Consider the following 26272-nt stretch of genomic DNA (forward strand, 5'->3'; position numbering starts at 1 on the left):
TGATGGCATGCCACGGCGGACAGGTCCAGGGGGCGGCCGGGCCGGTATGCCGGGTGATTGCGAGTGGCCCGGCAGCTTGGACCGATGCCCATGGGCCCGTGGCCGCGACATCCGTGGGCGCTCGCATACGTGACGCTGGCCAGGGGCCCGCGCCATCAGTTGCCTGCTGCCCTCAAGGCGTCAGGCGACTGGCGGCATCCATGCCTTATCCAGGAGGCTGGTACGCGGATGCGGGGGCGCGACCAATGGCCCCCATGCACGGCTCATGAGGGCGGCGGAAACGGGCGGGCCGACTGCTGAGCTCCCCGGAAAGGATGGGCGGCCCACCGGTTCAGATGTATCCATTAACCCGATGGAGTGGCCATGCGTCTACCCCCTTTGACGTGCCGTCACCCAAACGGCTCAGCGGGCCGGCGGGCTGGCGCGGTGGCCGCACCGGCTCGCCGGGGGCGCGGTGGCTGAGCCGGTCCGTGTGCGCAGGCTGACGGACCAGGAAGCGCAGCGGCTGCAGCAGATCGTGTGCCGCGGCATCACGAGTTCGGTGCGCTACTGACGCGCGATGATGCGGCTGGCCTCGGCCGGCGGGAACAGGGTGCCGGTGATCGCCCAGCTGGTCCAGGCCGACGAGGACACCGTCAGGGACCTCATCCACCGGTTCAAAGAGATCGGCCCGGCCTGCCCGGACCCCCGGCGGACGGGAGGCCGTCCCCGCCTGCTCAGCAGCCCGGCCATACCCAGGGCCGGGACCACGCTTGCGTAGGTCAGTGGGTGCGGCCAACTGCGAGGTACCGAGTGGCCAACCAGCGCGCAGTCACACTTCGGCTGAGACTGCGCGCCGCGGTTGGCCACCTCACGTTCGGGGGCGTGGAAAGAGCGAACTGCTGGTGTCGCTTCCCAGTTACCGCTGCGCTCGGGCGCGCGAGGGTCCGCCTGCTGGCGCGGCCACGGTCGGTACGAGTCGGTGTGGCAACCGGCGGGTCACGGGCAGGACGGCGGCGCCGAGGGCGAATCCGTAGCAGGCCACCACGCCGTGCCCGTTGTCCTGGGCCAGCCACATCGCGAGCCCGGCGGCGGGCACACTCACCGTCTGCCTGTCCGGCTCAACTCTGTGGCCCCTGCCCACGGTTGCCGCAGGGGGACGCCGTGTCAGTTGTCAGGTGTGAGCAGTGATCGGGACACCGTCGCGGCATGCGAGCCGCAGCCGCACTATCGCGCCGTCCCCGTGGCACGCCGTAGCCGCCGTCCCGCGCGACGGGCGATGGATCACAGCAGGCGATCTCGGCGATCGGCGGGTAGAGTCGCCCCATGGACCCTGCCGTGTAGGGGGAGTGGCCATCGACGCCGTGTGACCCACCATGTGGCAGGTGGCCCGAGTCGCCGCCGCGTGACACGAGGAGTCTGCGATGTCCTCTGCAGTGCGTCGCGATACCGCCCGGTCTGCGGTGGAGAAGAACACCCTCGACTACGACGTGGCGATCGTCGGCTACGGGCCCGTGGGGCAGTTGGCGGCGATACTGCTGGGCGACAGAGGCTGGCGGGTTGGCGTTGTCGAGCGCCATCCGGAACCCTACAAGCTGCCTCGAGCCGTGCACTTCGACGACGAGGTTGCCCGGATTCTCGCCGCCGCCGGGCTCGTCGAACAAATCGGCGCGATCAGCGTTCCCGCGCCCGACTACGAGTGGCGCAACGCCGACGGCCAGACCCTGCTGCGCTTCGACCGGCAGCGGCCGGGCGCGTCGGGGTGGCCCCAGTCCAACAACTTCCATCAGCCCGATCTGGAACAGGTGTTGGACGCCAGGGTCCGTGAGCTGGCCCAGGTGGACGTGCGCCGTGGACACGAGGCGACCGAGCTGCTCGACCTCGGCGATCACGCCGAGGTGACCGTCCGTGACCCTTCCGGCGAGCAGTACGCGCTGCGCGCCGCGTACGTCATCGGATGCGACGGCGCCAACAGCCTCGTGCGCGATCGGATGCGGACATCCGTCACCGACTTGGGGTTCTGCTACGACTGGCTGATCGTGGACGTCACTCCGCACCAGGCCTGGCCACCAGTGAACCTGCAGATCTGCGACCCGGCCCGGCCCACCACGGTCGTCTCCGGCGGGCCCGGTCGGCGCCGCTGGGAATTCATGCGTATGCCCGGTGAGACCATCGACGACCTCAACCGCCCGGAAACCGCCTGGCGGTTGCTGGCCTCCTGGAACATCACCCCCGACAACGCCACCTTCGAACGCCACGCCGTCTACACCTTCCAGGCCCGCTGGGCCGACCGCTGGCGTGACGGCCGACTGCTGCTGGCCGGGGACGCCGCCCATCTGATGCCCCCGTTCGCCGGCCAGGGCATGTGCTCCGGCCTGCGGGACGCGGCGAACCTCGCCTGGAAGATCGACCTCGTCCTGGGTGGAACGGCCCACCCCGATCTGTTGGACACCTACACCAGCGAACGCTGCGCGCATGTACAGCACGCCATCGGCCTGTCCATAGCGCTCGGCAAGATCATCTGCGCCACGGATCCCGAGATCGTCGCCGCCCGCGACCAAGCGATGCTGGACGCCGGTGCCCGTCCCGAGAGCGCGCTTCCGAAGATCCCGCCACCCGTCCTCGGCCCCGGTCTGCTTCACCGCGGCCCCGACGGATGGCCCGCGCGTCCGGCCGGACATCTTGCCGCTCAGGGACGGGCCCGCGCACCGGACGGGCGCACCGGACTGCTCGACGACCTCGTCGGCACCGGCTTCCGCATCGCGGCCATGGCCGACCCCCGCCCTTGCCTGTCCGCCCACCAGCTCGACTTCCTGGCCTCAATAGGCGCCCGCCTGGTCCGTATCGTCCCCGCCGACCAGCTCAGACCCGAGGCCGCGCAGGAGGATGGACTGCACACGATCGGCGACGTCGACACCTTCCTGCTGCCCCATCTGAAGGAAGTCGATCACGCCGCGGCCATCGTCCGTCCGGACTTCTACCTCTACGGCGCCGCGGACACTCTCACCGAACTGCCCGCGCTCGTCGACGAACTGCGCAGCGACCTCACCCGACCGACCTTGTAGTTACGGCGGTACGCAAAGCCGAGCTCAGCCAAAACCCTGGTCCCCTGAATCGGTGTCGGCGACAGCGCGGTCAGCCTTCTGCCGTGCTCAGGTGCTGAGCGCGGACTCGCGTCCGCCGCCGGGGTGCTACTTGTGCTGGCCGTTCTTCGAGCCGTTCTTCTGGTCGATGCCCAGCGCCTGTTCGGCCGTCGTCCAGTCGTGCGCGATCGCCTGCTGAGCGGCGGCCAGGGTGACCTGGTTCTTGCAGATGGCGCTGTGCAGCCGGGCCTCGACCCGGTCCTTGTCGTTGTTGGGGCCGGAACCCGGGGTGTGCCCGGGCGACGGCGGTTCCACCCACAGGTTGCGGGCATCGTTCGGGTCGCCGCCGAGTTCCAGGCTGACCAGGTGGTCGTACTCCGCGTCGTGCAGGGACTGCGTGTATCCGTAGGACTTGGCGTTGGCGTCCTTCTCGCGGCTGGTGATGTTCAGCGGCGGGCGGATGTCGGAGGTGTAGCCGGACCGGCAGATGGTCGAGGCCAGCGTCGCCTGGGTGACCTTGGGGTTGAGCGCGCCCGGGGTGCAGGACGGATCGGGAAGCGGCTGATTCTGCTCGTACCGGTAGTGGCAGGACCCCGCGGGGGGCTGTTGCTGCACCCGGTAGGCGGGTTGCGGGCCGGGACCCGTCGGGAGCGAGCCGCCGGACGGCCCCGAGGATGAGCCACCGGCAGGGGCGGACGCGGGCGGCACGGCGCCCTTGTTGCCGTTGTCCTGATGGCCTGTTGAGCCCTTCGAGCTGGAACAGGACGTGATCAGTAGCGCCGATGCCACGATCAGCAGGGCGCAGCGGGTGGTGTTGGGCACGGTGACTCTTCCCTCCGGGCCGGGCAGATCGGACCGCTCCAAGAATGCCCGGGTGCGGTTGGCCGGAACCGGCTGGTGCGACGCCGCGCCCCCGTACCGGCAACGCCGGGCAATCGTACGCCGGAGCCGCCCCCGCGTCAGGGGCGGGGGCGGCCCAAGAGCCCTGACGTAGGTCAGGTGGATCGATCTGACGTAAGGTCAGGTGGATGGGTCAGCTCAGTCCGAGCTGGGCCAGTGCGGTGGTCCAGTCGGTCGCGATGGCGCTGCGCGCGTCGTCAAGGTTGACCGTGCCGTTGCAGACCGCCCGCTTGAGCTTGTTCTCGACCTGGTCCTTGTTGCCCGCTGTACCGCTGCCGTAACGCGGTTCGGGCCAAAGGTTGTTGGGGTCCTTGGGTGCGCCGCCGAGTTCCAGCGGTACGAGGTGGTCTTCCTCGTAGTCCGCGGTGTTGGTGTCGCTGTACCCGTACTCCGCGATCTGCTTGACCTTCAGGGCGTTGGTGTACGAGGCGGGCGGACGGACCGTGGAGGTCCAACCCGACACGCAGATCGTGGAGTTGATGGTGGACTGCGTGACGTCGGGGTTGTACGCGCCCGGGGTGCAGGACGGGTCGGGCAGTGGCAGGTTCGACTGTGAGCACGAGGTCGCGGCGTGCGCGGCGCCGGTGCCGGTGATCAGCCCTGCGGTGGCCAGCGCCACGGAGCAGGCGGCTACCGTGAGTTGGCGCGGTATTCGCCACGTGAGAGGCGGTCGGGACATGTGGGGTCTCCCGAGGTGGTTATGAACTCGACGGGGTGCCGAGTAGGTGCGTACATGACACAACGCCGGTCGCTACGCGGGTAGACATGTGGTGTGAATTCCGGGCGACGGGAATGTGTGCGGGTGTCAACAGCGCATGTTCAGCCTGTGATGGGGTGCCCGGATGACGAGGACCTACGGAGTACCGCGCCCTGACCGCGTCGCCTACCTCGACCAGGCCGCCGCCACCGCACCCGCCCGCGCCTACAAGGCCCGGCTGCTGACCGAACTGGAGCTGCGTTCCGGCCACACCGTGCTGGACGTGGGCTGCGGCCCGGGCACGGACCTGGCGGCGATGGCGGCGGCGGTGGCGCCCGGCGGCAGGGTGATCGGCGTCGACCACGCCGACGACATGGTGCGGGAGGCGCGGCAGCGGCTGGCCGGTACACCCGGCGTCGAGGTGCGCGAGGGCGACGCCCACGACCTGCCGCTGGACACGTCGAGCGTGGACCGGGCCCGCGTCGACCGGGTGCTGATGCATGTCACCGACCCGGCCGAGGTGCTGGCCGAGCTACGCCGAGTGGTGCGGCCCGGGGGTCTGGTGGGGCTCGCGGAGCCGGACTGGGACACCCTGGTGGTGGACCCCGGCGATCCGGAGACGGTGCGGGCCTTCAACCGCTTCGTCACCGGGAACCAGGTCCGCAACGCCACCATCGGGCGGCAGCTGGCCCGGCTGGGCGCCGCGGCGGGGTTCACGGTGCGCGACGTGACCGGGACCGCGCCCGTCTTCCGGGATCTCCCCGTCGCGGACCAGGTGCTGGGGCTGAGCCGGAACGCGGAACGCGCGGTGCGCGCCGGATACCTCGACCGCCGGGCGGCGGACCGCTGGATCGCCGCTCTCACCGAAGGACCGCTCCTGGCCACCTTCACCGTGTTCACAGTGGTGCTCGAACGCCCGTCCTGACGCCGTGGCGATGCCGCACGTCGTCCGACTGCCGCGGGGCGTGATCCGCACCCCGTGACGGACGGCCCTTGATCGGGCATACTCCAACCGCCACAAGCCGCTGATCAGCCAGGACCGTGACCCGGTGGGAGATCATCGGTTTTGGGTAATCCATCGCGGCGACGTCGGCCACCCCCCTGCGTCCGCCGCCGACCCGCCCGACAGGGAGGAGCGCCGCCATGCCATACGACGGCCCGCAGCCGGTCGAACGACAACTGCCTACCGAGGAGGCCCGCGATCTTCTCGGACTCACCCGCGAGCTCGCCGCGCGGGAGATCCGGCCCAGGGCCGCCGAGGAGGAGGACGCGGGATGCTTCCCGCGGGACACCTTCGCCACCATCGGCGCCGCCGGTCTGCTCGGCCTGCCGTACCCGGACGAGTACGGCGGCGGTGAGCAGCCGTACGAGGTGTATCTGCAGGTACTCGAAGAGCTCGCGATGGCCCGGCTCACCGTGGGCCTGGGCACCAGCGTGCACACCCTGGCGTGCCATGCCGTCGCCGAGTTCGGCACCAAGGAGCAGCGCGCCGAGCACCTTCCGGCGATGCTCGGCGGTTCACTCCTCGGCGCGTACTGCCTCTCGGAGCCGGCGTCCGGCTCCGACGCCGCGAGCCTGCGTACGCGTGCGGTACGCGACGGCGGCGACTGGGTGATCAACGGTACGAAGGCGTGGATCACCCACGGCGGGATGGCCGACTTCTACACCGTGCTGGCTCGCACCGGAGTCGAGGGGCCGCGTGGCATCACCGCCTTCCTCGTTCCCGGCGACGCGGAGGGGCTGAGCGCCGCCGCGCCGGAGCGGAAGATGGGGCTGAAGGGATCGCCCACCGCCCAGGTGCACTTCGACGGGGTGCGGGTGTCCGACGCCCGTCGCATCGGTGAGGAGGGCCAGGGCTTCACCATCGCCCTGTCCGCGCTCGACTCCGGCCGCCTCGGCATCGCGGCGTGTGCCATCGGCGTCGCACAGGCGGCACTTGACGAGGCGTTGGCGTTCACCGCGGAACGCCAGCAGTTCGGCCGTCCGCTGGCGGACTTCCAGGGCCTGCGGTTCATGCTCGCCGACATGGCGACCGGCATCGAGGCGGGCCGGGCACTGTACTTGGCCGCCGCCCGGCTGCGGGACTCCGGCCAGCCCTTCAGCAAGCAGGCCGCGATGGCCAAGCTGCACTGCACGGACACCGCGATGCGGGTCACCACCGACGCCGTCCAACTTCTCGGCGGATACGGCTACACGGCCGACTTCCCGACCGAGCGCTACATGCGCGAGGCCAAGGTGCTGCAGATCGTGGAGGGCACCAACCAGATCCAACGCATGGTGATCGCCCGCCATTTGGCAGGTCCCGAAACCCACTAGCCGCCCTTCCGGCGGACCTTGACCGATCAGCACCGCCGCTACGCCGGCCGTCCAAGGCCCCACAGGGGCCAGGCCCTCGCAGAGGCCCAGGGCCCGCCGGACCCAGGGGGCGGCAGCCCTCAGGTGCAGAGGCCCAGGGGCCCGCCGGACCCGGGGGGCTTGCGGTGCCCCGGACCCGCAGGGGTCCAGGGGGCGGCAGCCCCCGGGCCGGGGGCCTGGGGGCCCGCAGGGCCCCCAGGGGCAACTCCCTTACCGCCAGGGGCTGCCAAGCCCTTGGCGGTTCGCATGGGAGAACGGCTGGGTGCGCCAGTCGAGCCCCTCGGGCAGCGTGAGCAGCGACGCCACGTCCTGCTCATCCGTGCCGTCCTCGCTGACCGGTGCCGCGTCCTCGACGGCACTGCCGGAACCCGCACACACCGTCAGCCCGAAGGGATTCCACGGGGTCGCGCACAGGGCGTGCTCCGGCAGCACGTCCTCGTCCGCGAGCAAGGCGATGGGACGGCCGCACTCCGGGCAGTGCACCCGGAAGATCCCGTAGACCTCGTCGTCCACATCCCCGGACGCCTCCACGGCGTCCCACTCCGCACCGTCGCCGTCGACGCTGTCCGTGACGTCGTCGGCGAAGTCCTCGTCGAGCACCGGTTGCCGCTTGCCTGCGCGCATGGTGGATCTCCCCCTGTGACACCCTCTGGTGGGAAGGCCGGACTCGTGGCCACGACCTGAGCTGAGCATTTCCCGTCACGTCCGGCCGATAATCGCAACACTCGCGCCGAGCGGGGGCACAGGCTGTGGCGTTTATCACACGAGAGGGCGCACGGGGCGCATGCGTTCCGCTCGTTGTGCCGGAGCGGCGCGGTGGCAGTAGGTTGATCCGTCGTGGAGGAGTTGGACCGACGGATCGTGGAATTGCTCGTCGCCGATGGGCGGATGAGCTACACCGACCTGGGCAAGGCCACTGGCCTGTCCACGTCGGCGGTGCACCAGCGGGTGCGGCGGCTGGAACAGCGCGGAGTGATCCGCGGCTATGCGGCGATCGTCGACCCGGAAGGGGTAGGCCTGCCGCTGACCGCGTTCATCTCTGTGGCGCCGTTCGACCCCAGTGCGCCCGACGACATCGCGGACCGGCTCGCCGATGTTCCCGAGATCGAGGCCTGCCACAGCGTCGCGGGCGAGGAGAACTACATACTCAAGGTGCGCGTCGCCACGCCCGGCGCCCTGGAGCACCTGCTGGCCCGCATCCGCAGTCTGGCCGGAGTGTCGACCCGTACCACCGTGGTGCTGTCCACTCCGTACGAGGCGCGCCCGCCGCATCTGTGACCACCCTGGCGCAGGCGCGCGGAGCACAGGCGCCAGACTGGTGACCATGAACGAGCGCACCCCGGGCACCGTGCTGCTGCGCGGCGGCACCGTGTACAGCCCCGCCGACCCCTTCGCCACCGCCATGGTCGTGGACGGCGGCACCGTCGCCTGGATCGGTTCCGAAGGCGCGGCCGACGGCTTCGCCGACTCGGTGGACGAGGTCGTACGGCTGGACGGCGCACTCGTCACCCCGGCGTTCACCGACGCGCATGTGCACACCACGGCCACCGGTCTGGCGCTGACCGGCCTCGACCTGTCCGCCGCCCGCGACCTGGACGACGCCCTCGCCCGGGTCACCGCGTACGCCGCCGCGCACCCCGGACATCGGGTACTGCTCGGGCACGGCTGGGACGCGTCCCGCTGGCCCGAGTCGCGCACCCCGACCCGCGCTGAACTCGACGCCGCCACCGGCGGGCGGCCGCTGTATCTGACCCGCGCGGACATGCACTCCGCCGTGGTGACCACCGCGATGCTCGACCTGGTTCCCGGGGTCGAGGCGTTGCCGGGCCACCACCCCGAGGGGCCGCTGACCCGCGACGCCCACCACGCGGTACGCCGCGCCGCGCAGGACGCCATCGCGCCCGGGCAGCGCCGTGACGCCCAGCACGCAGCACTGCGCCACGCCGCCTCCCTCGGCATCGGTTCGCTGCACGAGTGCGCCGGGCCGCAGATCAGTGGCGAGGACGACCTGACCGCTCTCTTGCGGCTGGCCGCCGAGCAGCCCGGTCCGCGGGTCCTGGCCTACTGGGCGGAGGCCGCGGTGCCCGGCGCGGACGGCGTGCTCGACCGGGTGCGGGACCTCGGCGCGCTCGGCGCGGCAGGCGACCTGTTCGCCGACGGGGCGCTGGGCTCGCATACCGCGTGCCTGCACCAGCCGTACGCGGACGCCGACCACACCGGCAGCGCCTATCTCACCGCGGGTCAGATCGCCTGGCATGTGGGCGCCTGCACCGAGGCCGGGCTGCAGGCCGGGTTCCACGCCATCGGGGATGCCGCCATCACCGCCGTGATCGCGGGTGTGAGGGCCGCCGCCGAACGCCTCGGCATCGACCGGGTACGCGCGGCCCGGCACCGCGTCGAGCACGCCGAGATGCTGGACCCGGACGCCATCGCGGCCTTCGCCGACCTCGGCCTTGTCGCCTCCGTGCAGCCCGCCTTCGACGCGACCTGGGGCGGTACGGACGGTATGTACGCCGCCCGGCTGGGCACCGAGCGGGCTCGCACCCTCAATCCGTACGCGGCGATGCTCAAGGCCGGGGTGCCGCTGGCGCTCGGCTCCGACAGTCCGGTCACCCCGCTCGACCCCTGGGGAACCGTGCGCGCCGCCGCCTTCCACCGCACCCTCCAGCACCGCGTCTCGGTCCGCGCCGCCTTCACCGCGCATACCCGCGGCGGGTGGCGCGCCGTCCGCCGTGATGACGCCGGCGTACTGGTACCGGGCGCCCCGGCCGACTACGCGGTCTGGCGGGCCGGTGAGCTGGTGGTCCAGGCCCCCGACGAGCGGGTCGCGAACTGGTCGACCGACCCTCGCTCCGGCACTCCTGGCCTGCCCGATCTCACCCCGGGCGAGCCGCTGCCGCGCTGTGTGCGGACGGTTGTCGGCGGACTGACGATCTTCGAGGGTCCGAACGAGTGACGCCCCTCGCGGCCGTACCGCCGAACGATGCCCCCTCGGCCTGTCGCGTCCCGGCCGACGGTCCCGCACTGACCTGCTGATTTGCCGAATTGCCGCAGGTCACACGGGTGTTGACAGGCTGCGGTCGCGGGCGAGTAGGTTCGGCCGAGTCCACCAGGACGACCGACCGGGATCCTCCGTGTCTTCCGTCTACCGCCGCTGGGCCATGGGGTGGCGCGCCGCATGGGCGCACCGCCGCTGGGAGCCAGGTCCAGCGCCCGCGGCACGGAACGCGGCCTGTCAGGGCCCCTCTCCGCTCGCGGGCGGGCCAGGGGGGAAGGGTGCCGCCCGGGCGGCAGGTGTGACCCGGGTGGGGCCCGGACGTTCAGTAGACAACGGCTCTCGGTCGATCCGCAGCCAGCGGTTCCCAGGTCGGCCCGAAGGGCGTTCCGGTCCCCATCCGCAGTCCACCGCACCCCGCCGCCCGGCGCTCGGCCGTGTTGTGAAGAGCGCTGCTCGCGGCCCGCACGGAAACGCGGAGCGGAACGTTCCACTTGTCGCGGAAAGGGTCGGCAAAACCTGCCGTGCCCAAGGCTTTGCGTACCTGCGGCGACGGCGGGTGCCCAGTCGTTGTACGGTCACTGCACGACCATCGCGACTCAGCGTCCCCGGAAGCACTCCCGCTTCCCCTAGCCGCGGACGTCGCCCGTACGCAGAAGAGGAATGGCCGCGACCGTGCCACCGCGACCCGACACCGCCACCGCTCAAACCGTGGATGGTGCCATTGGCGTGCCCGAGCGGGCCCGCCCGGTGGAGCCGGAGCACCGGCCAGGACGACTGCGGCGGCTGGCCCGGGCGGGCCGCGCGGACTGGCGGCGCAGCGCCCTCGCGGCCGCCAGTGGTCTGGCGCTCACCGCCGCCTTCCCGCCCTACGGCCTGTGGCCGCTGTCGATCGCCGCGGTGGCCGCGCTCGCGCTGCTCACCCATCGCCGTACCGCACGGCAGGCGGCATGGACCGGTTTCGCCTTCGGGCTGCCGTTCTTCGTCTGGCTGCTGCAGTGGCTGCATGTGGTCGGCTGGGACGCGGTCATCGGGCTGTCCATCATCGAGGCGGTCTTCTTCGTCCCGCTCGGCGCCGCGCTGGCGCTGACCTCGCGGCTGCCCGGCTGGCCGCTGTGGGGCGGCTGCCTGTGGGTCGCCGAGGAACTGGTCAGGGACCGGCTGCCGTTCGGCGGCTTTCCGTGGGGGCGGCTGGCGTTCGCCAACTCCGCCTCGCCGTTCACCCCGCTCGCCGCGCTCGGTGGCGCTCCGCTGGTCAGCTTCGGCGTCGCGCTGACCGGTGGACTGGTGGCGGCGGCCGTACTCGCCGGGTGGCGCTCACGCGGCCGGGGCAGGCAGGCGCTCATCGGGCTCGGCGCCGCCGTGCTCGCCGCCGCCGTGGCGGCCTGCGGCTACGCGGTGCCCGTGCCGACCAAGGCCGACGGCCAGCTGAAGGTCGCCGTGGTCCAGGGCAACGTCGCCCAGCCGGGCATGCACTTCCTCGGCCGCCCGATGATGATCCTCAACAACCATGTCGACGCCACGCTGCAACTCGCCCGTGACATCAAGGCGGGCCGCGTCGCCAGGCCGGACCTGGTGATCTGGCCGGAGAACTCCTCCGACCTCGACCCGTTCACCTACCCGCAGGCGTACGACGCGATCACCCGCGCGGTGCGGACGATCGGTGTGCCGGTGCTCGTCGGTGCCCTGGTCGACGGGCCGGACGCCGACCATGTGCAGAACGAGGGCATCCTGTGGTCCCCGGTGACCGGTCCCGGCGCCTCGTACACCAAGCAGCACCCGGTGCCGTTCGGTGAGTACGTACCGTTCCGCAAGGAGCTCACCAAGGTCATCCACCGCCTGGACGAGATCCAGCGCGACTTCTACCCGGGCAATCACACCGGTGTGATGACGATGGGCGGCGCCCGGCTCGGTGATGTGATCTGCTTCGAGGTCGCCTATGACGGGATCGTCCGCGACACCGTGAACGCGGGGGCCCGCGCCATCGTCGTACAGACCAACAACGCCACTTACGGGCGAACCGGTCAACCCGAGCAGCAGCTCGCCATGTACCAGCTGCGGGCCGTCGAGCACGGCCGGGCGGTGGTCGCGGCCGCAACCAGCGGTATCAGTGCGCTAGTTGAACCCGACGGCACCGTCAAGCGGCAGAGCAAGGAATTCACCCGGGAGGTGCTCAATGTGCACCTGCCGCTACGCGATGGAACCACCGTTGCCGACAAGATCGGCGCGGTACCTGAGTGGACTCTCGCTATGGTGGGCGTCCTGTCCTGCGCGGTCGCGATCTGGCTCGGCCGGCGGGGACGTATGGAGGATAAGGGGAAGTAGTGAACAACGGCGACGGCGTCACCCAAGGCGGCGCCCAGGGGCGGCAGTTCGGTCCGCTCGGCAAGGTTCTGGTCATCATCCCGACCTATAACGAAGCCGAGAACATCAAGCCGATCGTCGCCCGGGTGCGGGACTCCGTACCCGAGGCGCACCTGTTGATCGCTGATGACAACAGCCCGGACGGCACCGGCAAGATCGCCGATGAGCTCGCCTCCGAGGACGACCAGGTCAAGGTGCTGCACCGCAAGGGCAAGGAAGGGCTCGGTGCCGCCTACCTCGCGGGCTTCCACTGGGGCATCGAGGAAGGCTACGGCGTCCTGGTGGAAATGGACGCCGACGGCTCGCACCAGCCGGAGGAACTGCCCCGGCTGCTGACCGCGCTGCAGAACGCCGACCTGGTGCTGGGCTCCCGCTGGGTGCCGGGCGGCCGGGTGGTCAACTGGCCCAAGTCCCGCGAGTTCCTCTCACGTGGCGGAAGCACCTATTCGCGCCTCATGCTGGGTGTCCCGATCCGCGACGTGACCGGCGGGTACCGGGCCTTCCGCAAGGAGACCCTGGAGGGCCTGGGCATGGACGAGGTGGCCTCGGCGGGCTACTGCTTCCAGGTCGACATGGCCTGGCGCGCGGTCCAGAAGGGCTTCCACGTCGTCGAGGTGCCGATCACCTTCGTCGAGCGCGAGCGCGGCGACAGCAAGATGAGCCGCAACATCGTCGTGGAGGCGCTGTGGCGGGTCACCCGGGGGGGCTACTATCCCCCCCACACCCGCGGGGGGGGGCTTTTGTCGCCGCCCCGCCCCCCGCGCCCCGGCCGGGTGGCGGTGGGGGGGGGGCAAGCCCCCTCCCGCGGCCACGGCGGCAACCACGGCGACGGGGACCGGCGGAACCGTCCCCGCGCGCCTGGCGGCCGCCGACCGCCGTACATCCCAGGGAGCGGCCCGACGGCCGAGATCCGCACCGCCGGAAGCATTTCGGCGGCGCCAGGCACAATGGGTGTTATGACCTTCGGCGCACCTGACCCGTCCCGTCCACCGCAGCCCGCCCGCTCCCGTGTCCGGACCATCGCCCTGCTCGGGGTGGCGGTGTGGGCGGTACTGGAGATCTGGCTGCTCACCGTGGTGGCCGGGGCGATCGGTGGCGGCATGGTGCTGCTCCTGCTGCTCGCCGGATTCCTGGTCGGCGGTTACGCGGTCAAGCGGGCCGGGCGGCGCGCCTGGCAGAGCCTGACCGCTTCGTTCCAGGCCGGTGGCCCGGCGTCGAGCGCGGACGGCGCCGGAACGGAGATGCTCGGCGGCCTGCTGATCATGGTGCCGGGCTTCATATCGGATGCGGCCGGGCTGCTGTGCCTGTTCCCGCCCACCCGCAAGGCGCTGGGCGCGGCGGCGGTCAGGCTGCTGGGACGGTCCGGTCGACCCGCCCCCGGTTCCTTCGGCGAGACCTTCCAGCAGGCGCGCAGCGCGGGGGAGCAGATGCGGATGCGCTGGCCGGACGGCAAGGTCGTCCAGGGCGAGGTGATCCGGGACGGTGCCCAGGACGGCGGCTCGCCGGACTCCGGGCCGCGCGGCCCGCAGGACGCGCCCCGTCCGCCGCTGGCCCCCTGAGCGCGGCGGAAACCTGACGCAGACGGATACGACCCGGGCGGCGGCACAGATTGATGTGCCGCCGCCCGGGTCGTATTCGGTGTTAAGCCTGGTCAGGCGGACTTGCGGTTGTCGCGCGGATGCACCGCGATGTTCATGCCGCCGGATCGAAGGACCGCCAGCCGCTCGGCCAGCACCTCTTCGAGCTCCTCACGGGTACGGCGCTCCATGAGCATGTCCCAGTGTGTGCGCGCGGGCTTGGTCTTCTTCTCTTCGGGGCCCTCTCCATCCACCAAAAGCGCTTGGGCACCGCAAGCACGGCACTCCCACTCCGGAGGAATCTCGGCCTCCATAGAGAACGGCATCTCAAATCGATGTCCGTTCTGACATGCGTACTCCACCGTCTGGCGCGGGGCCAGATCGATGCCGCGGTCGGTCTCGTAGCTGGTCGCCCCGAGTCGCGTGCCGCGGAGAGCTCGCTCACTCATGAATCGTGCCTCCCGGGCTTGTCGCCCACAGGACAGGTGTCGCTGTCGTCGTCATCCGGTCAACGTCCGGTCGGCGGTGAAGATTCCCGATTCGGACATGCGCCCACCCGTCACCCACCGCCACCCTCAAGGGAGGCGCTACGCGCCGCACAGTTGCCTCTGCGTCACCCACCGCCACCCTCAAGGGAGGCGCTACGCGCCGCACAGTTGCCTCTGCGTCACCCACCGCCACCCTCAAGGGAGGCGCTACGCGCCGCACAGATGCTCTCTCCGTCACCTACCGCCCCCCGCAACGGAGGCGCTAGGCGCCGTAGAGACGTCCTCTTCGTCGCCCATCGCCGCCCTCGCCGGAGGCGCTACGCGCCGCAGCACCGCCTGTTCGTGCCGCCCTTTGTTGTACCCGCCGCCGCCCGTTTTGTCACATCTGACAGGAGATATCACCCGTCGTCTTTGTATCGTTAGCGCGCAGTAACGGTCCATCCGGCTGGTCAACCGCGTACACTACCCCCCTTCTGCCTCAAGGGCTAAATCAGGCCAGGCTCCGAACGGCCCACCGCGGCCACCGCACGCTCCACCGGAACCCGTACGAGCAGGGCGAATCCGACAGCGAAGAACACCACGAGCGAGATGATCGCGTACCGGTAGTCCCCGGTCAGCTGGTAGGCGAGACCGAACAGCAAGGGCCCCAGCCAGCTCGTGCCGCGGTCGCTCACCTGGTACACGGCGAAGTACTCCGCTTCCTTGCCCACCGGCACCAGGTGCGAGAACAGCGATCGGGACAGCGCCTGACTGCCGCCCATCACCATGCCGATCGCGGCCGCCAGCACGAAGAACCAGGCCGGGCGGCCGGGTGGCAGGAAGAAGCCCGCGGAGACGGTCGCCGTCCACGCGACCAACGACCCCAGCAGCGTCCGCTTCGCCCCGTACCGCCGGGCCAGTCGGCCCAGGAGCAGTGCCCCCGCCACCGCCAGCACCTGCACCAGGAGCACCGCCGCGATCAAGGTGGTCTGGCTCAGTCCCAGTTGCTGTGACCCGTACAGCGAGGCCTGCGAAATCACCGTCTGGACACCGTCGTTGTAGACCAGGTAGGCCACCAGGAAGCTCAACGTCAGCGGGTAGTGGCGCAACTCGCGCGCGGTGGCGACCAGTTGCCGCCAGCCCTGGCCGATCGACGCCGAGCCGTCCGTGCCCACCAGCGGTCGGTCCCGCAGCCGCAGCAGCGGCACGATCGCGAACACCGCCCACCACAACCCGGCCGAGGCCATGCAGATCCGTACCGCCGCGCCCTTCGAGACGCCGAAGGAGTCATGGTTGAGGAACAGCGCCAGATTCGCCACCAGCACCAGCGACCCGGCCACATAGCCCGCGGCCCAGCCGCGCGAAGACACCGTGTCGCGTTCCTCGGGCTCGGCGATCTGCGGCAGGAAGGCGTTGTAGACCACCACCGAGGAGCCGTAGCTCACATTGGCCACGATCAGCAGCGCGCCGCCCAGCAGATAGCGATCGCCGTTCAGGAAGAACAGACCCGTCGTCGCCGCCGCGCCCAGGTACGCGAACAGTGCCAGCACCGGCTTCTTGCGCCCGGTACGGTCCGCCACGGCCGCCGCCAGCGGCATCACCAGCACCGACAGCAACACGGACGCCGACACCGCGTACGAGAAGAAGGATCCCGCGCGCACCGGGATGCCCAGCGGATGCACATAGCCGTGGGCATCGGCCGCGGCCCTGGCGACCTCGGTCAGATACGGCCCGAGGAACACGGTCAGCACACTGGTGGAGAAGACCGTGATGGCGAAGTCGTAAACGTACCAACCCCGTTGCTCGCGCCGCCGTTCCTCGGGCGTACGGTCGGTGGGCGGCGGCTGGCCGCTCCCGCCGCCCGCCGCCGTCCCGATGGAGCCCTGTGTCCCGTGCCCGCCCACGCCGTCCCCTCGTCGTCCCCCGTGGTCCTCGACCCCGTGGTCCCAGCCGTTGTCCCAGACCGCGGGACTCAGCTCTGCGGCCAAGCCCCCCGCTCGGCCAGTACGGCGCGCAGCGTCTCGATCTGGTCGGTCATGATGCCATCCACACCGAGGTCGAGGAGCATGCCCATCCGCTCCCGGTCGTTCACGGTCCACACATGCACCTGGAGACCCCGGCGGTGGGCGGCGCGCAGGAACCTCCGGTCCACGATCCGCAGGCCCGCATGGTGCTCGGGTACCTGGACGCAGACGGCGGCCTCGACAGCGGCGGAGGCCGGGAACCGCCCGGTGTAGCTCTGCAGCCGCAGCGCCGCGACGCCTCTGGTGCCCAGCGAGGTCGCCAGCCGCGGACCGGCGAGCGCACGTACCCGGTCCACCCTGGCCTGGGAGAACGAGCCCACGCAGACCCGGTCCCATGCGTTGGCCCGGTCTATGGCTGCGACCAGCGGGTGCACCGCCGCCGAGGTCTTGACGTCCACGTTGAACCGGGCCTCGGGAAAGGCGTCGAGCAGTTCCTCGAACAGCGGGACCGGTTCCTGACCCGCCACCCGGGCGGCGCGGACCTCGCGCCACGGCAGTTCCGCGATGGCGCCGCGAGCGTCGGTCACCCGGTCGAGCGTCGCGTCATGGAAGGCGACGAGCCGGCCGTCGGCGGTGGCGTGTACATCGGTCTCCAGATAGCGGTAGCCGAGGGCGACCGCGCGCCCGAAGGCGGTCAGGGTGTTCTCCAGGCCGTCCGCCGCCCCGCCCCGATGGGCGAAGGCAAGCGGTCCCGGCTGGTCGAGGAAGGGATGACGGGACACCCCCGCAGTATGGCGGGCTAGACGCCGGCCGGAGCCGACGACCCCGCAGCGGCGGTGGCCACCGTCCGCGAGCCCGGCCCGGGGAGGGCGAAGACCCTGAGGAACACCTGGGCGAGCGGGCCGATGGCCAGCGCGTACGCGACCGTGCCGGCGCCCACCGAACCACCGAGCAGGAATCCCGTGACCAGCACCGCGACTTCGATCGCGGTGCGCACCAGGCGTATCGAACGTCCGGTGCGCCGGTGCAGCCCGGTCATCAGCCCGTCGCGCGGTCCCGGGCCGAGGCGGGCCGAGATGTAAAGCCCGGTCGCGACGGCGTTGAGGACGATCGCGGTGGCGAGCAGCGGCACCCGCACCGCCATGGAGTGCAGTACCGGGACCACGCGCAGTGTCGCGTCCAACGAGAGCCCGATGAGCAGGACGTTGGAGACCGTGCCGAGACCGGGCCGTTGCCGCAGCGGCCACCACAGCAGCAGCACCAGCGCACCGGCGATGATCGACACGGTGCCGATGCTCAGTCCGGTGCGCCGTGTGACGCCCTGATGGAGGACGTCCCACGGGTCGAGGCCGAGCCCGGCCCGGACGAGCAGAGCGTCGCTCGCGCCGTACAGCACGAGTCCCCCATAAAGGTGGACAAGACGGCGGCAGACGCGCGATCCCCTTGGCGGAAGGGGCCCTGGAAGGCGAAGACGGGGAAAGCGCGGACGGGAAACTGGCAAAGCGGACACCCCCCTGGTGAAGTGGCTGGCTCCGTGTCACTCTGAAGTACGGCCATGGTCCAATTCCACGGCCAATCCAGGGAAGGTGGACTGGTTCTGATGGCGCAGTGGACTGCCGCGGTGAGCGCCGCCCATCTGGCACGGCTACTGGCTCCGCACGGTGAACGCGGCGAACGGGCCGGGCGAGGCGACGGCCGCCGGGTTCCGGCATACCGCGGGCTCGCGGAGGGCGTTCGACTCCTGGTGCTCGAAGGCCGGGTGCCGGTCGCCGCACGGCTGCCCGCTGAGCGGGAACTGGCGGTGGCGCTCGGCGTCAGCCGCACCACGGTGGCCGCCGCGTACGAGGCGCTGCGTGTCGACGGATTCGTCAAGTCCCGTCGGGGAGCGGGGAGTTGGACCGCCGTACCGGACGGCCGCCCGGTGCCCGCCGGAGGCCTGGAGCCGCTGCCGCCGGAGGCCGCCGCATCGGTGATCGACCTCGGCTGCGCGGCACTTCCGGCGCCGGAACCATGGCTCACCCGTGGCATCGAGGGCGCGCTCGCCGAACTGCCCGCCTACGCCGCCACCCACGGCGACTACCCGGCCGGACTTCCGTCGCTGCGGGAGGCGATCGCCGACCGCTACACCGAGCGCGGTGTACCCACCATGCCCGAGCAGATCATGGTGACCACCGGCGCCATGGGAGCGGTCGCCGCCGCCGCCCGGCTGTTCGCCGGGCGCGGGGAGCGGATCGCGGTCGAGGCCCCCAGCTATGCCAACGTGCTGCAACTGTTCCGTGAGAACGGCGCCCGCCTGGTCCCGGTGGCGATGGCGGACGGGCTGGCGGGCTGGGACCTTGGCGCATGGCGCCGGGTGATGCGCGATGTCGCGCCGCGCATGGCGTATGTGATCCCTGACTTCCACAACCCCACGGGAGCGCTGGTCAGCGATGACCAGCGCCGCGAACTGGTCGAGACGGCCCGTGCCGCGGGCGTCGCCGTGGTCGCCGACGAGACGATGGCGGAACTCTCCATCGACCCCGAGGGCGGTATGCCGCGGCCACTCGCCGCGTACGACCGGGGTGGCGGCACCGTGGTGACGGTCGGCTCGGCGAGTAAGGCGTTCTGGGCGGGCATGCGCATCGGCTGGGTACGGGCGGCACCCGAGCTGGTGCGCCGTATGGCGGCCGCCCGTGCCTATCTGGACCTGGGCTCGCCGGTGGTCGAACAGCTCGCGGTGGTGTGGCTGATGCGCGGCGAGGGCTGGACGGAGGCGGTGGCGCTGCGCCGCGCACTGGCCCGTGCCAACCGCGACGCGTTGGTCGACGCACTGCGCAGGCACGCGCCCGACTGGGAGTTCGAGGTCCCGGCGGGCGGTCTGACCATGTGGGTCCGTACCGGCGATGTGTCCGGCTCCCGGCTTGCCGTGACGGGGGAGCAGTACGGGGTGCGGGTGCCGTCCGGCCCGCGCTTCGGGGTGGACGGCGCGTTCGAGGGGTACATCCGTCTGCCGTTCTCGGCTTCCGCCTCGGTCGCGGATGAGGCGGTGTCCCGTCTGGCCGCTGCCGCGGAGGCGGTGCGGTCCGGGGGGCCGATCGACTTGCAGTCGGCGGGGTCTTTGGTGGCGTAGGCCTGCCCGGCGGGGTCGCGGGTTGGGGGTTGCGATTGGTTCGGCATCGCCGGGCAACAAATGTCCGGCGCAGCCGTCGGACCGGCAACTACCCGCCCCGTTCGGGGGACTTGACCATCGAGACCGGCTGCGGGGCCGTGGTGGGAAGCAGCGCCAGGACCGCCTGCCGGTGGAAGTCCGCGGTGTCCTCGTCGTACGGGTCCGGGGTGGCCGGTACCTGGAGGCGGTGGACGGGGCCGTCGCCGAGCCGGGCGTAGCCGCGGCCCGGTGGGGTGTGGGCCGCGGGCGTGGTGTGCGGGAGCGTGCCCAGTACAGCCCGGGTCTGCGCCGCGGTCATGGCCCCGAGCACCACCCGGGCACGGGTGTGCTGCGGTACGGCCGGGCCCAGCGCGTCCAGGCACTCGGCCTGCTCGCCGATAGCCACCGCGACGCCCGCCGCGCGACCGTGCCGTAGCGGCACCTCCAGCAGGTGCTGCGGATCCGAACGCCCCTCCGCGTGGGCGAGTTGGGACAGTCCTGTTGGCCGGTCAACGATGATCCACAGCGGCCGACGGGTGTCCTGCGGCGCGGGCCGCCCTGCCTGCCGGGCCCGGCTGACGGCGATCAGCCGCCGCTCGGTCTCGTGCGCCGCCCACTCCAGTGTGGCGAGTGCGCCCGCCAGTCCGCTCTCCACCGCGAGTACCCCCGGCCGTCCGGACAGGAACAGGTACTCGCCGGTGCCGCCGCCGTCGATGGCGAGCAGGTCCCCGTGGTACAGGGCCTGCAGGGCGATCGAGCGCAGCAGCGTCGTGGTGCCGCTGCCGGGGCGGCCGATCGCCAGCAGGTGCGGTTCGGTCGAGCGCGGCCCGGTGCGCCAGGCCACCGGTGGCGCGTCCCGCACCGTGTCGCCCACCCGGACCGGGATGGTGCGCTGGACGGTGGCCGCGTCGGTGAAGCCGAGGATCGTCTCACCGGGCGCGGTGACGAACCGCTGGGCGGTGATGGTGGTGGGGAGCGGCGGCAGCGCGGTGAGGGTGAGGTGGTTCTCCTCCTCGTTCCAGTCGAACCGGTACTCGCGCCCGCGCCCGGCCTTCGCGTGCAGCAACTGCTCGATGCGCGTCCGGGCTTCGGGCTCGCCGTCGGTGAAGTACGCCGGGTAGCGCAGCCGCAGCGAGACCAGCCGCCCGTGCTCGAAGTCGTACGAGACGAAGGCGTGCCGCCAGTCGCCCTCGTGCCGGTACAGCGGACGCGGGTCACCCTCGGCCGACAGATACGGCACCAGGGCCTCGTACACGCTGCGCAGCCTGATGGTCTCGGCCGCGCCGGGCCCGTCCGGCCTGCCTGCGCGGTCCCGTCCGGCCCAGGCGGCGGAGCCCATCAGGCTGACGCCCACCAGGATCGGCCCGAGGGGCAGCAGTGCGAGGAGGAAGAGCGCGGTGGCGGTGATGAACAGGGTGGTGTTGCGGCGGTCCTTGGGCGCGGTACGCCACCAGCGGTGCAGCCAGGCCGCCTGGCGCCGCAGCCCGCGGGTGATGGTGATGACGGGGTGCAGGACGTCCGTGGCGCTGTCGGCGGCGAACCGTGCGAGTTCGCGGCCGCGGTGCAGGGCGGGCCGGTTGCTCAGAATGCCGGGGAGAGGGCGCCGGGCCACGTGGACTCCAAAGCGGCTGGAAGTGGGATGCGGTGAGCGGGCCCGGAGCGGGGCAGAACCGCTCCGGGCCCGGCGGGAGGCGTGGCCGTCCGTGTGGTCCGGCTAGATCTTGATCCCTCCAATGAGGCTGGCGAGGCTCGCCCCGCCGGCCTTGATGCTCGGCGCGATGGCGGAACTCGCGAGATAGAAGCCGAAGAGTGCGCAGACGAGGGCGTGGGACACCTTCAGGCCGTCCTTGCGGAAGAACAGGAAGACGATGACACCGAGCAGTAGCACGCCCGACATGGTCAGGATCATGGGGTTTCTCCAGTGGGGTGGGGACGGTCACCATGAGTTCTTCCAGGATTACAAAAAGTAATAAGCGATTAAAGATGCCGTTCGGGTGAATTATTTGTTTTTTCACCGCTATGGCCCACTCCGTGGAAGGCCGCACATCGCGAGCATTACCGGGTTCACGGTGGACCATGTACCGGCTGGGTATCGCAACAGAAAAGCCGCCCATCCGGGTGAACCAGCCATCGAAGGTGCGGTCATGGCTCCTCGCGCAGTGACGTCCCGCCCCGGTTCACCGCGAGCTGCTGCGCCGCCGCCGTGAGTGGTTCGAGTGGGTACGGGAATCCGTCACCGCGCTGTGGTGGGTGCCACCGGGCACCGGCCGTCCGTCGCCGAGGCCGAGGAGCGCCTGCCGCACCTGCGGGCCAACGGGCCGTCCCCGTACGTCTTCTCGCTGCGCGAGCCGCACCCGGCCCGGCCCCCGGCGCGGCCCGGGCCGCGCTGGGCGCCGCGGCGTGTGCGACGGGGTGACGATACATAGGGTGAAGCGGCACGGAATTCCGCACGCGGACCTCCGTACCCGTGACAAGCGACCCAGGAGCCGGTACAGATGACGCAACCCACACCTGAGAACGGGACCGAGCCCGCGCACGACCCCGAGGTCATCCAACTCGCGGCCAAGGTCTTCGACCTCGCCCGACAGGGCGCCACCGACACCCTGGCCGCCTATGTGGACGCGGGCGTTCCGGCGAACCTCTCCAACGACAGGGGCGACACCCTGGTGATGCTCGCCGCCTACCACGGCCACCCGAAGACCGTCGCCGCGCTGCTCGCCCGGGGCGCCGACCCCGACCGCTCCAACGACCGGGGCCAGACGCCGCTGGCGGGAGCGGTCTTCAAGGGCGAGGAGGAGGTGGTCCGGGAACTGTTCGACGCGGGCGCCGATCCGACCGCGGGCACTCCGTCCGCCATCGAGACCGCCCGGATGTTCGGCAAGAGCGATCTCGTCGCGCTGTTCGAAGGACGATGACCGCTGCCTTCCGCCGCGCACGGAGATCCCCGGGCGCGGCGGGGCGCGGGTCGGCGTCCGATGCGGAAACCGCGTGTCAGACGCGGAACGCGACGGTCACCGGAGCGTGGTCCGACCAACGCAGCGTGTAGTCCGTGGCCCGCTCCACCACCGCGGACTCGGCCCGGGCCGCGATACCCGGGGTGGCGACCACGTAGTCGATCCGCCAGCCGGCGTCGTTGTCGAACGCCTTTCCGCGGTAGGACCACCACGAGTAGGGGCCCGTGGCGTCCGGATGCAGCGAGCGCACCACGTCCACGTACCCCGCCTCGTCGAAGACCCGGGACAGCCAGGCCCGCTCCTCCGGAAGGAAGCCGGAGTTCTTGGTGTTCGACTTCCAGTTCTTCAGATCCGCCTCGCGGTGCGCGATGTTCCAGTCACCGCACACCAGCACCTCGCGCCCCTCGACGGCGGCGCGGGCCAGTAGCTCGACCAGGTAGGCGAGGAACTCCTTCATGAAGCGTTCCTTCTCCGCCTGCCGCTCGGTGCCCACCTCGCCCGACGGCAGATAGAGGCTGGCCACCGTCACGCCCGGCAGATCGACCTCGACATAGCGGCCCGAGGCGTCGAACTCGTCGGAGCCGAAGCCCACCCGCACTCGTTCCGGCTCCTGCCGTGAGTACACCGAGACGCCCGCGCGCCCCTTCGCCGAGGACGGTGCGTGTACCGTGTGCCAGCCCGCCGGCTCACGTACCTCCTCGGGCAGCTGAGCCGGTTCCGCGCGCACCTCCTGCAGGCACACCACATCGGCGCCGGTCGCCTCCAGCCAGAGCACGAAGCCCTTCTTCGCTGCGGCGCGCAGCCCGTTGACGTTCACGGTGGTCACGGTGAACAAAAGACGCTCCTGAGTCGCGGACAACGCCGCGACAGCCTACTCGACCGCCGATTCGGCACCCGTACCATGCCCAGGTGGACATACGAGTGGAGATACGCACCGTGCGCTACGACCACCCGGACGCGGTGGCCTTGACCGAGCGGGTGCAGCAGGAGTATGTGCAGCGCTACGGCGAGCCGGACGCGACGCCGATGGACCCGGCGCAGTTCGACCCGCCGGGCGGGCTGTTCCTGATCTGCTATCTCGACGGCCAACCGGTGGCGACCGGCGGCTGGCGTGCCCAGGATGCCGCGCCCGAGGGCCATGCGGACGGTGACGCGGAGCTCAAGCGCATGTACGTGGTTCCGGAAGCCCGCGGCCGTGGACTGGCGCGCCGGGTGCTGGCCGAGCTGGAGGCCAGTGCGAGCGCCGCGGGACGCCTGCGGATGGTGCTGGAGACCGGTGAGCTGCAGCCCGAGGCGATCTCCCTGTACAGCTCGTGCGGCTACACGCCGGTGACCAAGTTCGGTGTGTACCGAGACTCACCACTGAGCGTGCACCTGGGGCGTTCGCTGACGGTCGCAGATGATGGCGTACGGGCCTTGCCGCGGCGGTCCGAGGCCCGTTAGCGTCCGGTCGCACCATGACCTTCGCCATCGCGCCGATGACGGCCGAGCACGTTCCCGAGTCCGCCGCACTCCTCGACCGCTGGTACGCCAGGGCCCGTAGACCGCGCGCGCTGCCCGCCGGTGGCCAGGCCGAAAGTCCTTACACGTACGAGGAGTTGGTGGCCAAGCTGCTGGCCGGGCCGGGAACCGAGGCGGTGGCGGCCCGCGGCAGCCGGGGCAGGCTCAGCGGCTATCTCGTCGTCTCCCCGGACGAGCCGGGCTCCGGCGACCGGCTGGACGAACACAGCCATCCGCGCTCGGCGCTCGTCGCCCACGGCGGGCATGCGCTGCACCCGGGCCGGGAGCCCGAGGTGCTGCGCGAGATGTACGCGGCGGTGGCCGAGCGGTTCGTGGCGCGCGGCCGACTGGTCCATCATGTCGATCTTCCGGCCGATGACAGCGTGGCGATGGCCTGGTTCCGGCTCGGGTTCGGTCTGGAGCGGATACGCGGGCTGATGCCGGTCAAGGCCAGCGGCCGTCAGCCGCGCGGGGTGGACGGGCTGGCCATCCGCCGCGCGAGCCCGGCCGATCTGGGACCGGTAGGGCGGATGGCGGCGGAGTCGGCCGGGTACCGGCAGCACGCGGCGATCTTCCAGCCGCAGCCGCAGGAGGTCCTCCAGCAGCTGCGCACCCGGTACACCGAGGCGCTCGCCGACCCGCACAGCGCGGCCTGGCTCGCGGTGCGGCGCGGCGAGGAGGCCGGGATGGTGGTGCTCACTCCGGTGCCGCCCGGCCCCTTCACCCCGGAGTCGGCGGTGGAGCTGGTCGAGGCGTACGTCGAGCCGAACGCCCGCGGCGAAGGGGTGAGCCGGGTCCTGCTGGCCACCGCGCTGGCCTGGGCGTACGACCGCGGGTACCGCCACATCACGGCGAACTGGCCCACCGGTTCGCCACTGGCGGCGGGGCACTGGCCGGCCCTCGGCTTCACCCCGGTCTCCTACCGGCTGTGCCGGGTGATCGATTCCCGTCTGTCGCAGGGCACTTGATCAGGCTTCGAAGCGCGCCATGGTGAAGTCCGTCACCGGGCGGAAGCCAAGGCGCTGGTAGAGCGCGTTGCTGGTGGGGTTCGCCAGATCGGCGAAGAGCAGCACCTCGCGCGCCCGCCTCCAGCGCCTGGCGGCAGACCAGCGCGGTCACCTGGGACGCGTACCCGCGACCGCGCAGTGCCTCGGGCGTGAACACCGGGGCGATCCGCACCGTGCCGGCCACCAGCCGGGTGGCGCCGGCAAGCGACACCGGCTGTTCGCCGTCCGCCCATAGCGACGCTCCGCCGTAGGCGAGCGGGTCGTCCACGGCGCGGCCCGCGTGGTACGGCCGTGGCCCCCCGATCACCTGAGCGAACCGGGTCCACCAGTCGACCAGCAGCTCGCGGTCGTCGGAGCCGGCCACTCGGCCGCGCTGCCCGGCCGCCGGTGCCGGCGGCGCCAACTCGCCCAACCGGTAGAGGCGTTCGCTGCGCGAGGCCTTCGGGCGGGCGCCCGTCGTCCGCTGCCAGGCGGCGCCGAAGGCCACCGAGGGGGTCGGACCACTGACGCCAGGCAGGGCCGGATCCGCGGCCGGGTGGATGTCAGCAAGCGGTTGCGCGGCGTCCGCGGGAAAGCCGGTCAGCAGCAGGTTGTAGGGCGGTGTACGCAGGTAAGCGGCGGTGACCGCGCCGTCCCTTCCGGTCCACCAACCGAACTCCGGTCTCCGGTCGCCGGAGGCGCCCGGCCCCTGAATCCGCAGCCGGGCGGTGACCGTCAGAAACACCGCGTGCTCGACGGGCCTTGAGCGCGGGAAGTCTCGTGCCGTCGCGTCATACGTCGTCAAATCATGTGTCGTTGTCCAACCCATGGTGCACGTGTCGGATACAGGGAGTTATCCGCAGCCGATTTTCCGGGCGTCCCCGGGGTATAGCCCCCGGGCCCCGGCCCAAACCGCAGGCCAGCCACCGAACCGAAGCGGCGTCAGCGAGGGAAGCCTCGGTAAACGGCCGCATCTGAGAGTTGTCGCACAGTCATCTGCACGGGCCTCTGCAAGTGCATCGCGCTATCATTCCGGCCGGTGAGAACCGCACGTCCCAGGAGGTATCTGTGCGCCGCACATACAACGGCATGGCAGCTAGTGAACTCCATGGGGCTGTCTGGCAGAAAAGCCGGCACAGCAACTCCCAAGGGACCTGCGTGGAGTTGGCCCGGCTGCCCGACGGCGATGTGGCGGTGCGCAACTCCCGTTTTCCCGAGGGGCCCGCGCTGATATACACGCGCGCGGAGATCGAGGCGTTGCTTCTCGGCGTGAAGGACGGGGAGTTCGACCACCTGGTCCAGGGCACCCAGTAGAATCCCGCAT

The 26272-nt window shown here is 71.3% G+C and carries 23 protein-coding genes and 4 pseudogenes; 15 read left to right on the top strand and 12 right to left on the bottom strand.

The genetic code is table 11. The features are described 5' to 3' along the window. Positions 1-454 precede the first annotated feature (454 nt). A pseudogene (locus P2L57_RS03040) lies at positions 455-721 on the top strand (helix-turn-helix domain-containing protein); the annotation flags it as partial. Between the two features lie 177 nt (positions 722-898). Here the strand turns inward: P2L57_RS03040 and P2L57_RS03045 are convergent. Further along, positions 899-1084, bottom strand: a complete 186-nt coding sequence (locus P2L57_RS03045; protein ID WP_275807772.1) for a hypothetical protein — start codon at positions 1082-1084, stop codon at positions 899-901. 319 nt (positions 1085-1403) lie between these two features. Between P2L57_RS03045 and mhpA the strand changes: the two genes are divergently transcribed. Further along, positions 1404-3044, top strand: coding sequence for a bifunctional 3-(3-hydroxy-phenyl)propionate/3-hydroxycinnamic acid hydroxylase MhpA (mhpA, locus tag P2L57_RS03050; RefSeq protein WP_275807775.1), 1641 nt, complete (start codon positions 1404-1406; stop codon positions 3042-3044). A 126-nt stretch (positions 3045-3170) separates the two neighbouring features. Here mhpA and P2L57_RS03055 read toward each other — a convergent pair whose 3' ends face one another. Both P2L57_RS03055 and P2L57_RS03060 read right to left on the bottom strand, forming a co-directional pair. Then, complete coding sequence (locus P2L57_RS03055) at positions 3171-3884, bottom strand: hypothetical protein (protein WP_275807778.1); 714 nt, start codon at positions 3882-3884, stop codon at positions 3171-3173. A 211-nt stretch (positions 3885-4095) separates the two neighbouring features. Beyond that, entirely contained in the window at positions 4096-4641 is a 546-nt protein-coding gene (locus P2L57_RS03060) for a hypothetical protein (RefSeq protein ID WP_275807782.1), read from the bottom strand. A 163-nt stretch (positions 4642-4804) separates the two neighbouring features. On the opposite strand from P2L57_RS03060, the gene P2L57_RS03065 reads away from it, so the two are divergent. Both P2L57_RS03065 and P2L57_RS03070 read left to right on the top strand, forming a co-directional pair. Beyond that, positions 4805-5584 (top strand): methyltransferase domain-containing protein, encoded by a 780-nt coding sequence (locus P2L57_RS03065; protein WP_275807785.1) that lies wholly within the window; start codon positions 4805-4807, stop codon positions 5582-5584. A 218-nt stretch (positions 5585-5802) separates the two neighbouring features. Further along, positions 5803-6975, top strand: coding sequence for an acyl-CoA dehydrogenase family protein (locus P2L57_RS03070; protein ID WP_275807788.1), 1173 nt, complete (start codon positions 5803-5805; stop codon positions 6973-6975). 249 nt (positions 6976-7224) lie between these two features. On the opposite strand, the gene P2L57_RS03075 is transcribed toward P2L57_RS03070, so the two are convergent. Further along, positions 7225-7638: a hypothetical protein gene (locus P2L57_RS03075; RefSeq protein WP_275807791.1), complete on the bottom strand. Its 414-nt coding sequence runs from the start codon at positions 7636-7638 to the stop codon at positions 7225-7227. Between the two features lie 213 nt (positions 7639-7851). On the opposite strand from P2L57_RS03075, the gene P2L57_RS03080 reads away from it, so the two are divergent. The 5 genes and pseudogenes from P2L57_RS03080 to fxsA form a co-directional block, all read left to right on the top strand. Continuing rightward, on the top strand, positions 7852-8292 hold the full coding sequence (locus tag P2L57_RS03080; RefSeq protein ID WP_275807794.1) for an Lrp/AsnC family transcriptional regulator: 441 nt from the start codon (positions 7852-7854) through the stop codon (positions 8290-8292). A gap of 46 nt (positions 8293-8338) precedes the next feature. After that, positions 8339-9970: an amidohydrolase gene (locus P2L57_RS03085; RefSeq protein WP_275807796.1), complete on the top strand. Its 1632-nt coding sequence runs from the start codon at positions 8339-8341 to the stop codon at positions 9968-9970. Positions 9971-10684: 714 nt separating this feature from the next. Beyond that, a complete protein-coding gene (lnt, locus tag P2L57_RS03090; protein WP_372515586.1) occupies positions 10685-12334 on the top strand; it encodes an apolipoprotein N-acyltransferase in 1650 nt (549 codons plus the stop codon). Next, positions 12334-13080, top strand: a pseudogene (locus P2L57_RS03095) (polyprenol monophosphomannose synthase); the annotation flags it as partial. The gene lnt and the pseudogene P2L57_RS03095, both read left to right, overlap by 1 nt. A gap of 261 nt (positions 13081-13341) precedes the next feature. Then, positions 13342-13932, top strand: a pseudogene (gene fxsA / locus P2L57_RS03100) (FxsA family membrane protein); the annotation flags it as partial. Positions 13933-14024: 92 nt separating this feature from the next. Here the strand turns inward: fxsA and P2L57_RS03105 are convergent. From P2L57_RS03105 to yczE, 4 genes are all read right to left on the bottom strand, one after another. Continuing rightward, complete coding sequence (locus P2L57_RS03105) at positions 14025-14399, bottom strand: RNA polymerase-binding protein RbpA (protein ID WP_255925068.1); 375 nt, start codon at positions 14397-14399, stop codon at positions 14025-14027. Positions 14400-14923: 524 nt separating this feature from the next. Continuing rightward, a complete protein-coding gene (locus P2L57_RS03110) occupies positions 14924-16294 on the bottom strand; it encodes an MFS transporter (RefSeq protein WP_275809140.1) in 1371 nt (456 codons plus the stop codon). 95 nt (positions 16295-16389) lie between these two features. Beyond that, complete coding sequence (locus P2L57_RS03115; RefSeq protein WP_275807803.1) at positions 16390-17163, bottom strand: glycerophosphodiester phosphodiesterase family protein; 774 nt, start codon at positions 17161-17163, stop codon at positions 16390-16392. Positions 17164-17180: 17 nt separating this feature from the next. After that, positions 17181-17777: a membrane protein YczE gene (yczE, locus tag P2L57_RS03120; RefSeq protein ID WP_372515587.1), complete on the bottom strand. Its 597-nt coding sequence runs from the start codon at positions 17775-17777 to the stop codon at positions 17181-17183. Positions 17778-17981: 204 nt separating this feature from the next. On the opposite strand from yczE, the gene yczR reads away from it, so the two are divergent. Then, on the top strand, positions 17982-19490 hold the full coding sequence (yczR, locus tag P2L57_RS03125; protein WP_275807808.1) for a MocR-like transcription factor YczR: 1509 nt from the start codon (positions 17982-17984) through the stop codon (positions 19488-19490). Positions 19491-19578: 88 nt separating this feature from the next. Here the strand turns inward: yczR and P2L57_RS03130 are convergent, their stop codons facing one another. Both P2L57_RS03130 and P2L57_RS03135 read right to left on the bottom strand, forming a co-directional pair. Beyond that, positions 19579-21120 (bottom strand): P-loop NTPase family protein, encoded by a 1542-nt coding sequence (locus tag P2L57_RS03130; protein ID WP_275807811.1) that lies wholly within the window; start codon positions 21118-21120, stop codon positions 19579-19581. 102 nt (positions 21121-21222) lie between these two features. Then, positions 21223-21417 (bottom strand): hypothetical protein, encoded by a 195-nt coding sequence (locus P2L57_RS03135; protein ID WP_269854797.1) that lies wholly within the window; start codon positions 21415-21417, stop codon positions 21223-21225. A 269-nt stretch (positions 21418-21686) separates the two neighbouring features. On the opposite strand from P2L57_RS03135, the pseudogene P2L57_RS03140 reads away from it, so the two are divergent. Then, positions 21687-21934: pseudogene (locus P2L57_RS03140) on the top strand (DUF3291 domain-containing protein); the annotation flags it as partial. 69 nt (positions 21935-22003) lie between these two features. Further along, positions 22004-22423: an ankyrin repeat domain-containing protein gene (locus P2L57_RS03145; protein ID WP_275807819.1), complete on the top strand. Its 420-nt coding sequence runs from the start codon at positions 22004-22006 to the stop codon at positions 22421-22423. Between the two features lie 76 nt (positions 22424-22499). Here the strand turns inward: P2L57_RS03145 and P2L57_RS03150 are convergent, their stop codons facing one another. Further along, positions 22500-23297 (bottom strand): exodeoxyribonuclease III, encoded by a 798-nt coding sequence (locus P2L57_RS03150; protein WP_275807822.1) that lies wholly within the window; start codon positions 23295-23297, stop codon positions 22500-22502. 86 nt (positions 23298-23383) lie between these two features. Here P2L57_RS03150 and P2L57_RS03155 point away from each other — a divergent pair, with 86 nt between their 5' ends. Beyond that, positions 23384-23905, top strand: coding sequence for a GNAT family N-acetyltransferase (locus P2L57_RS03155; protein WP_275809143.1), 522 nt, complete (start codon positions 23384-23386; stop codon positions 23903-23905). A gap of 14 nt (positions 23906-23919) precedes the next feature. Further along, positions 23920-24930 (top strand): GNAT family N-acetyltransferase, encoded by a 1011-nt coding sequence (locus P2L57_RS03160; protein ID WP_275807825.1) that lies wholly within the window; start codon positions 23920-23922, stop codon positions 24928-24930. Here the strand turns inward: P2L57_RS03160 and P2L57_RS03165 are convergent. After that, complete coding sequence (locus tag P2L57_RS03165; protein WP_308292426.1) at positions 24869-25753, bottom strand: GNAT family N-acetyltransferase; 885 nt, start codon at positions 25751-25753, stop codon at positions 24869-24871. The two genes, P2L57_RS03160 and P2L57_RS03165, sit on opposite strands and share 62 nt — an antisense overlap. A gap of 284 nt (positions 25754-26037) precedes the next feature. On the opposite strand from P2L57_RS03165, the gene P2L57_RS03170 reads away from it, so the two are divergent. Beyond that, the gene (locus tag P2L57_RS03170) at positions 26038-26262 is read left to right on the top strand and encodes a DUF397 domain-containing protein (protein WP_275809146.1); all 225 of its coding nucleotides are present in this window, start codon (positions 26038-26040) and stop codon (positions 26260-26262) included. Positions 26263-26272: the final 10 nt, after the last annotated feature.

Source organism: Streptantibioticus ferralitis (genome assembly GCF_029223525.1).
GTDB classification, from domain to species: domain Bacteria; phylum Actinomycetota; class Actinomycetes; order Streptomycetales; family Streptomycetaceae; genus Streptantibioticus_A; species Streptantibioticus_A ferralitis.

Excerpts from the sequence above, each read along its gene's own strand:
- mhpA (WP_275807775.1), top strand. The coding sequence starts at position 1,404 with ATGTCCTCTGCAGTGCGTCGCGATACCGCCCGGTCTGCGGTGGAGAAG.
- P2L57_RS03075 (WP_275807791.1), bottom strand. The coding sequence starts at position 7,638 with ATGCGCGCAGGCAAGCGGCAACCGGTGCTCGACGAGGACTTCGCCGAC.
- P2L57_RS03145 (WP_275807819.1), top strand. The coding sequence starts at position 22,004 with ATGACGCAACCCACACCTGAGAACGGGACCGAGCCCGCGCACGACCCC.
- yczR (WP_275807808.1), top strand. The coding sequence starts at position 17,982 with ATGGCGCAGTGGACTGCCGCGGTGAGCGCCGCCCATCTGGCACGGCTA.
- P2L57_RS03170 (WP_275809146.1), top strand. The coding sequence starts at position 26,038 with ATGGCAGCTAGTGAACTCCATGGGGCTGTCTGGCAGAAAAGCCGGCAC.
- P2L57_RS03085 (WP_275807796.1), top strand. The coding sequence starts at position 8,339 with ATGAACGAGCGCACCCCGGGCACCGTGCTGCTGCGCGGCGGCACCGTG.
- P2L57_RS03065 (WP_275807785.1), top strand. The coding sequence starts at position 4,805 with ATGACGAGGACCTACGGAGTACCGCGCCCTGACCGCGTCGCCTACCTC.
- P2L57_RS03160 (WP_275807825.1), top strand. The coding sequence starts at position 23,920 with ATGACCTTCGCCATCGCGCCGATGACGGCCGAGCACGTTCCCGAGTCC.
- P2L57_RS03060 (WP_275807782.1), bottom strand. The coding sequence starts at position 4,641 with ATGTCCCGACCGCCTCTCACGTGGCGAATACCGCGCCAACTCACGGTA.
- P2L57_RS03135 (WP_269854797.1), bottom strand. The coding sequence starts at position 21,417 with ATGATCCTGACCATGTCGGGCGTGCTACTGCTCGGTGTCATCGTCTTC.
- P2L57_RS03070 (WP_275807788.1), top strand. The coding sequence starts at position 5,803 with ATGCCATACGACGGCCCGCAGCCGGTCGAACGACAACTGCCTACCGAG.
- P2L57_RS03105 (WP_255925068.1), bottom strand. The coding sequence starts at position 14,399 with ATGAGTGAGCGAGCTCTCCGCGGCACGCGACTCGGGGCGACCAGCTAC.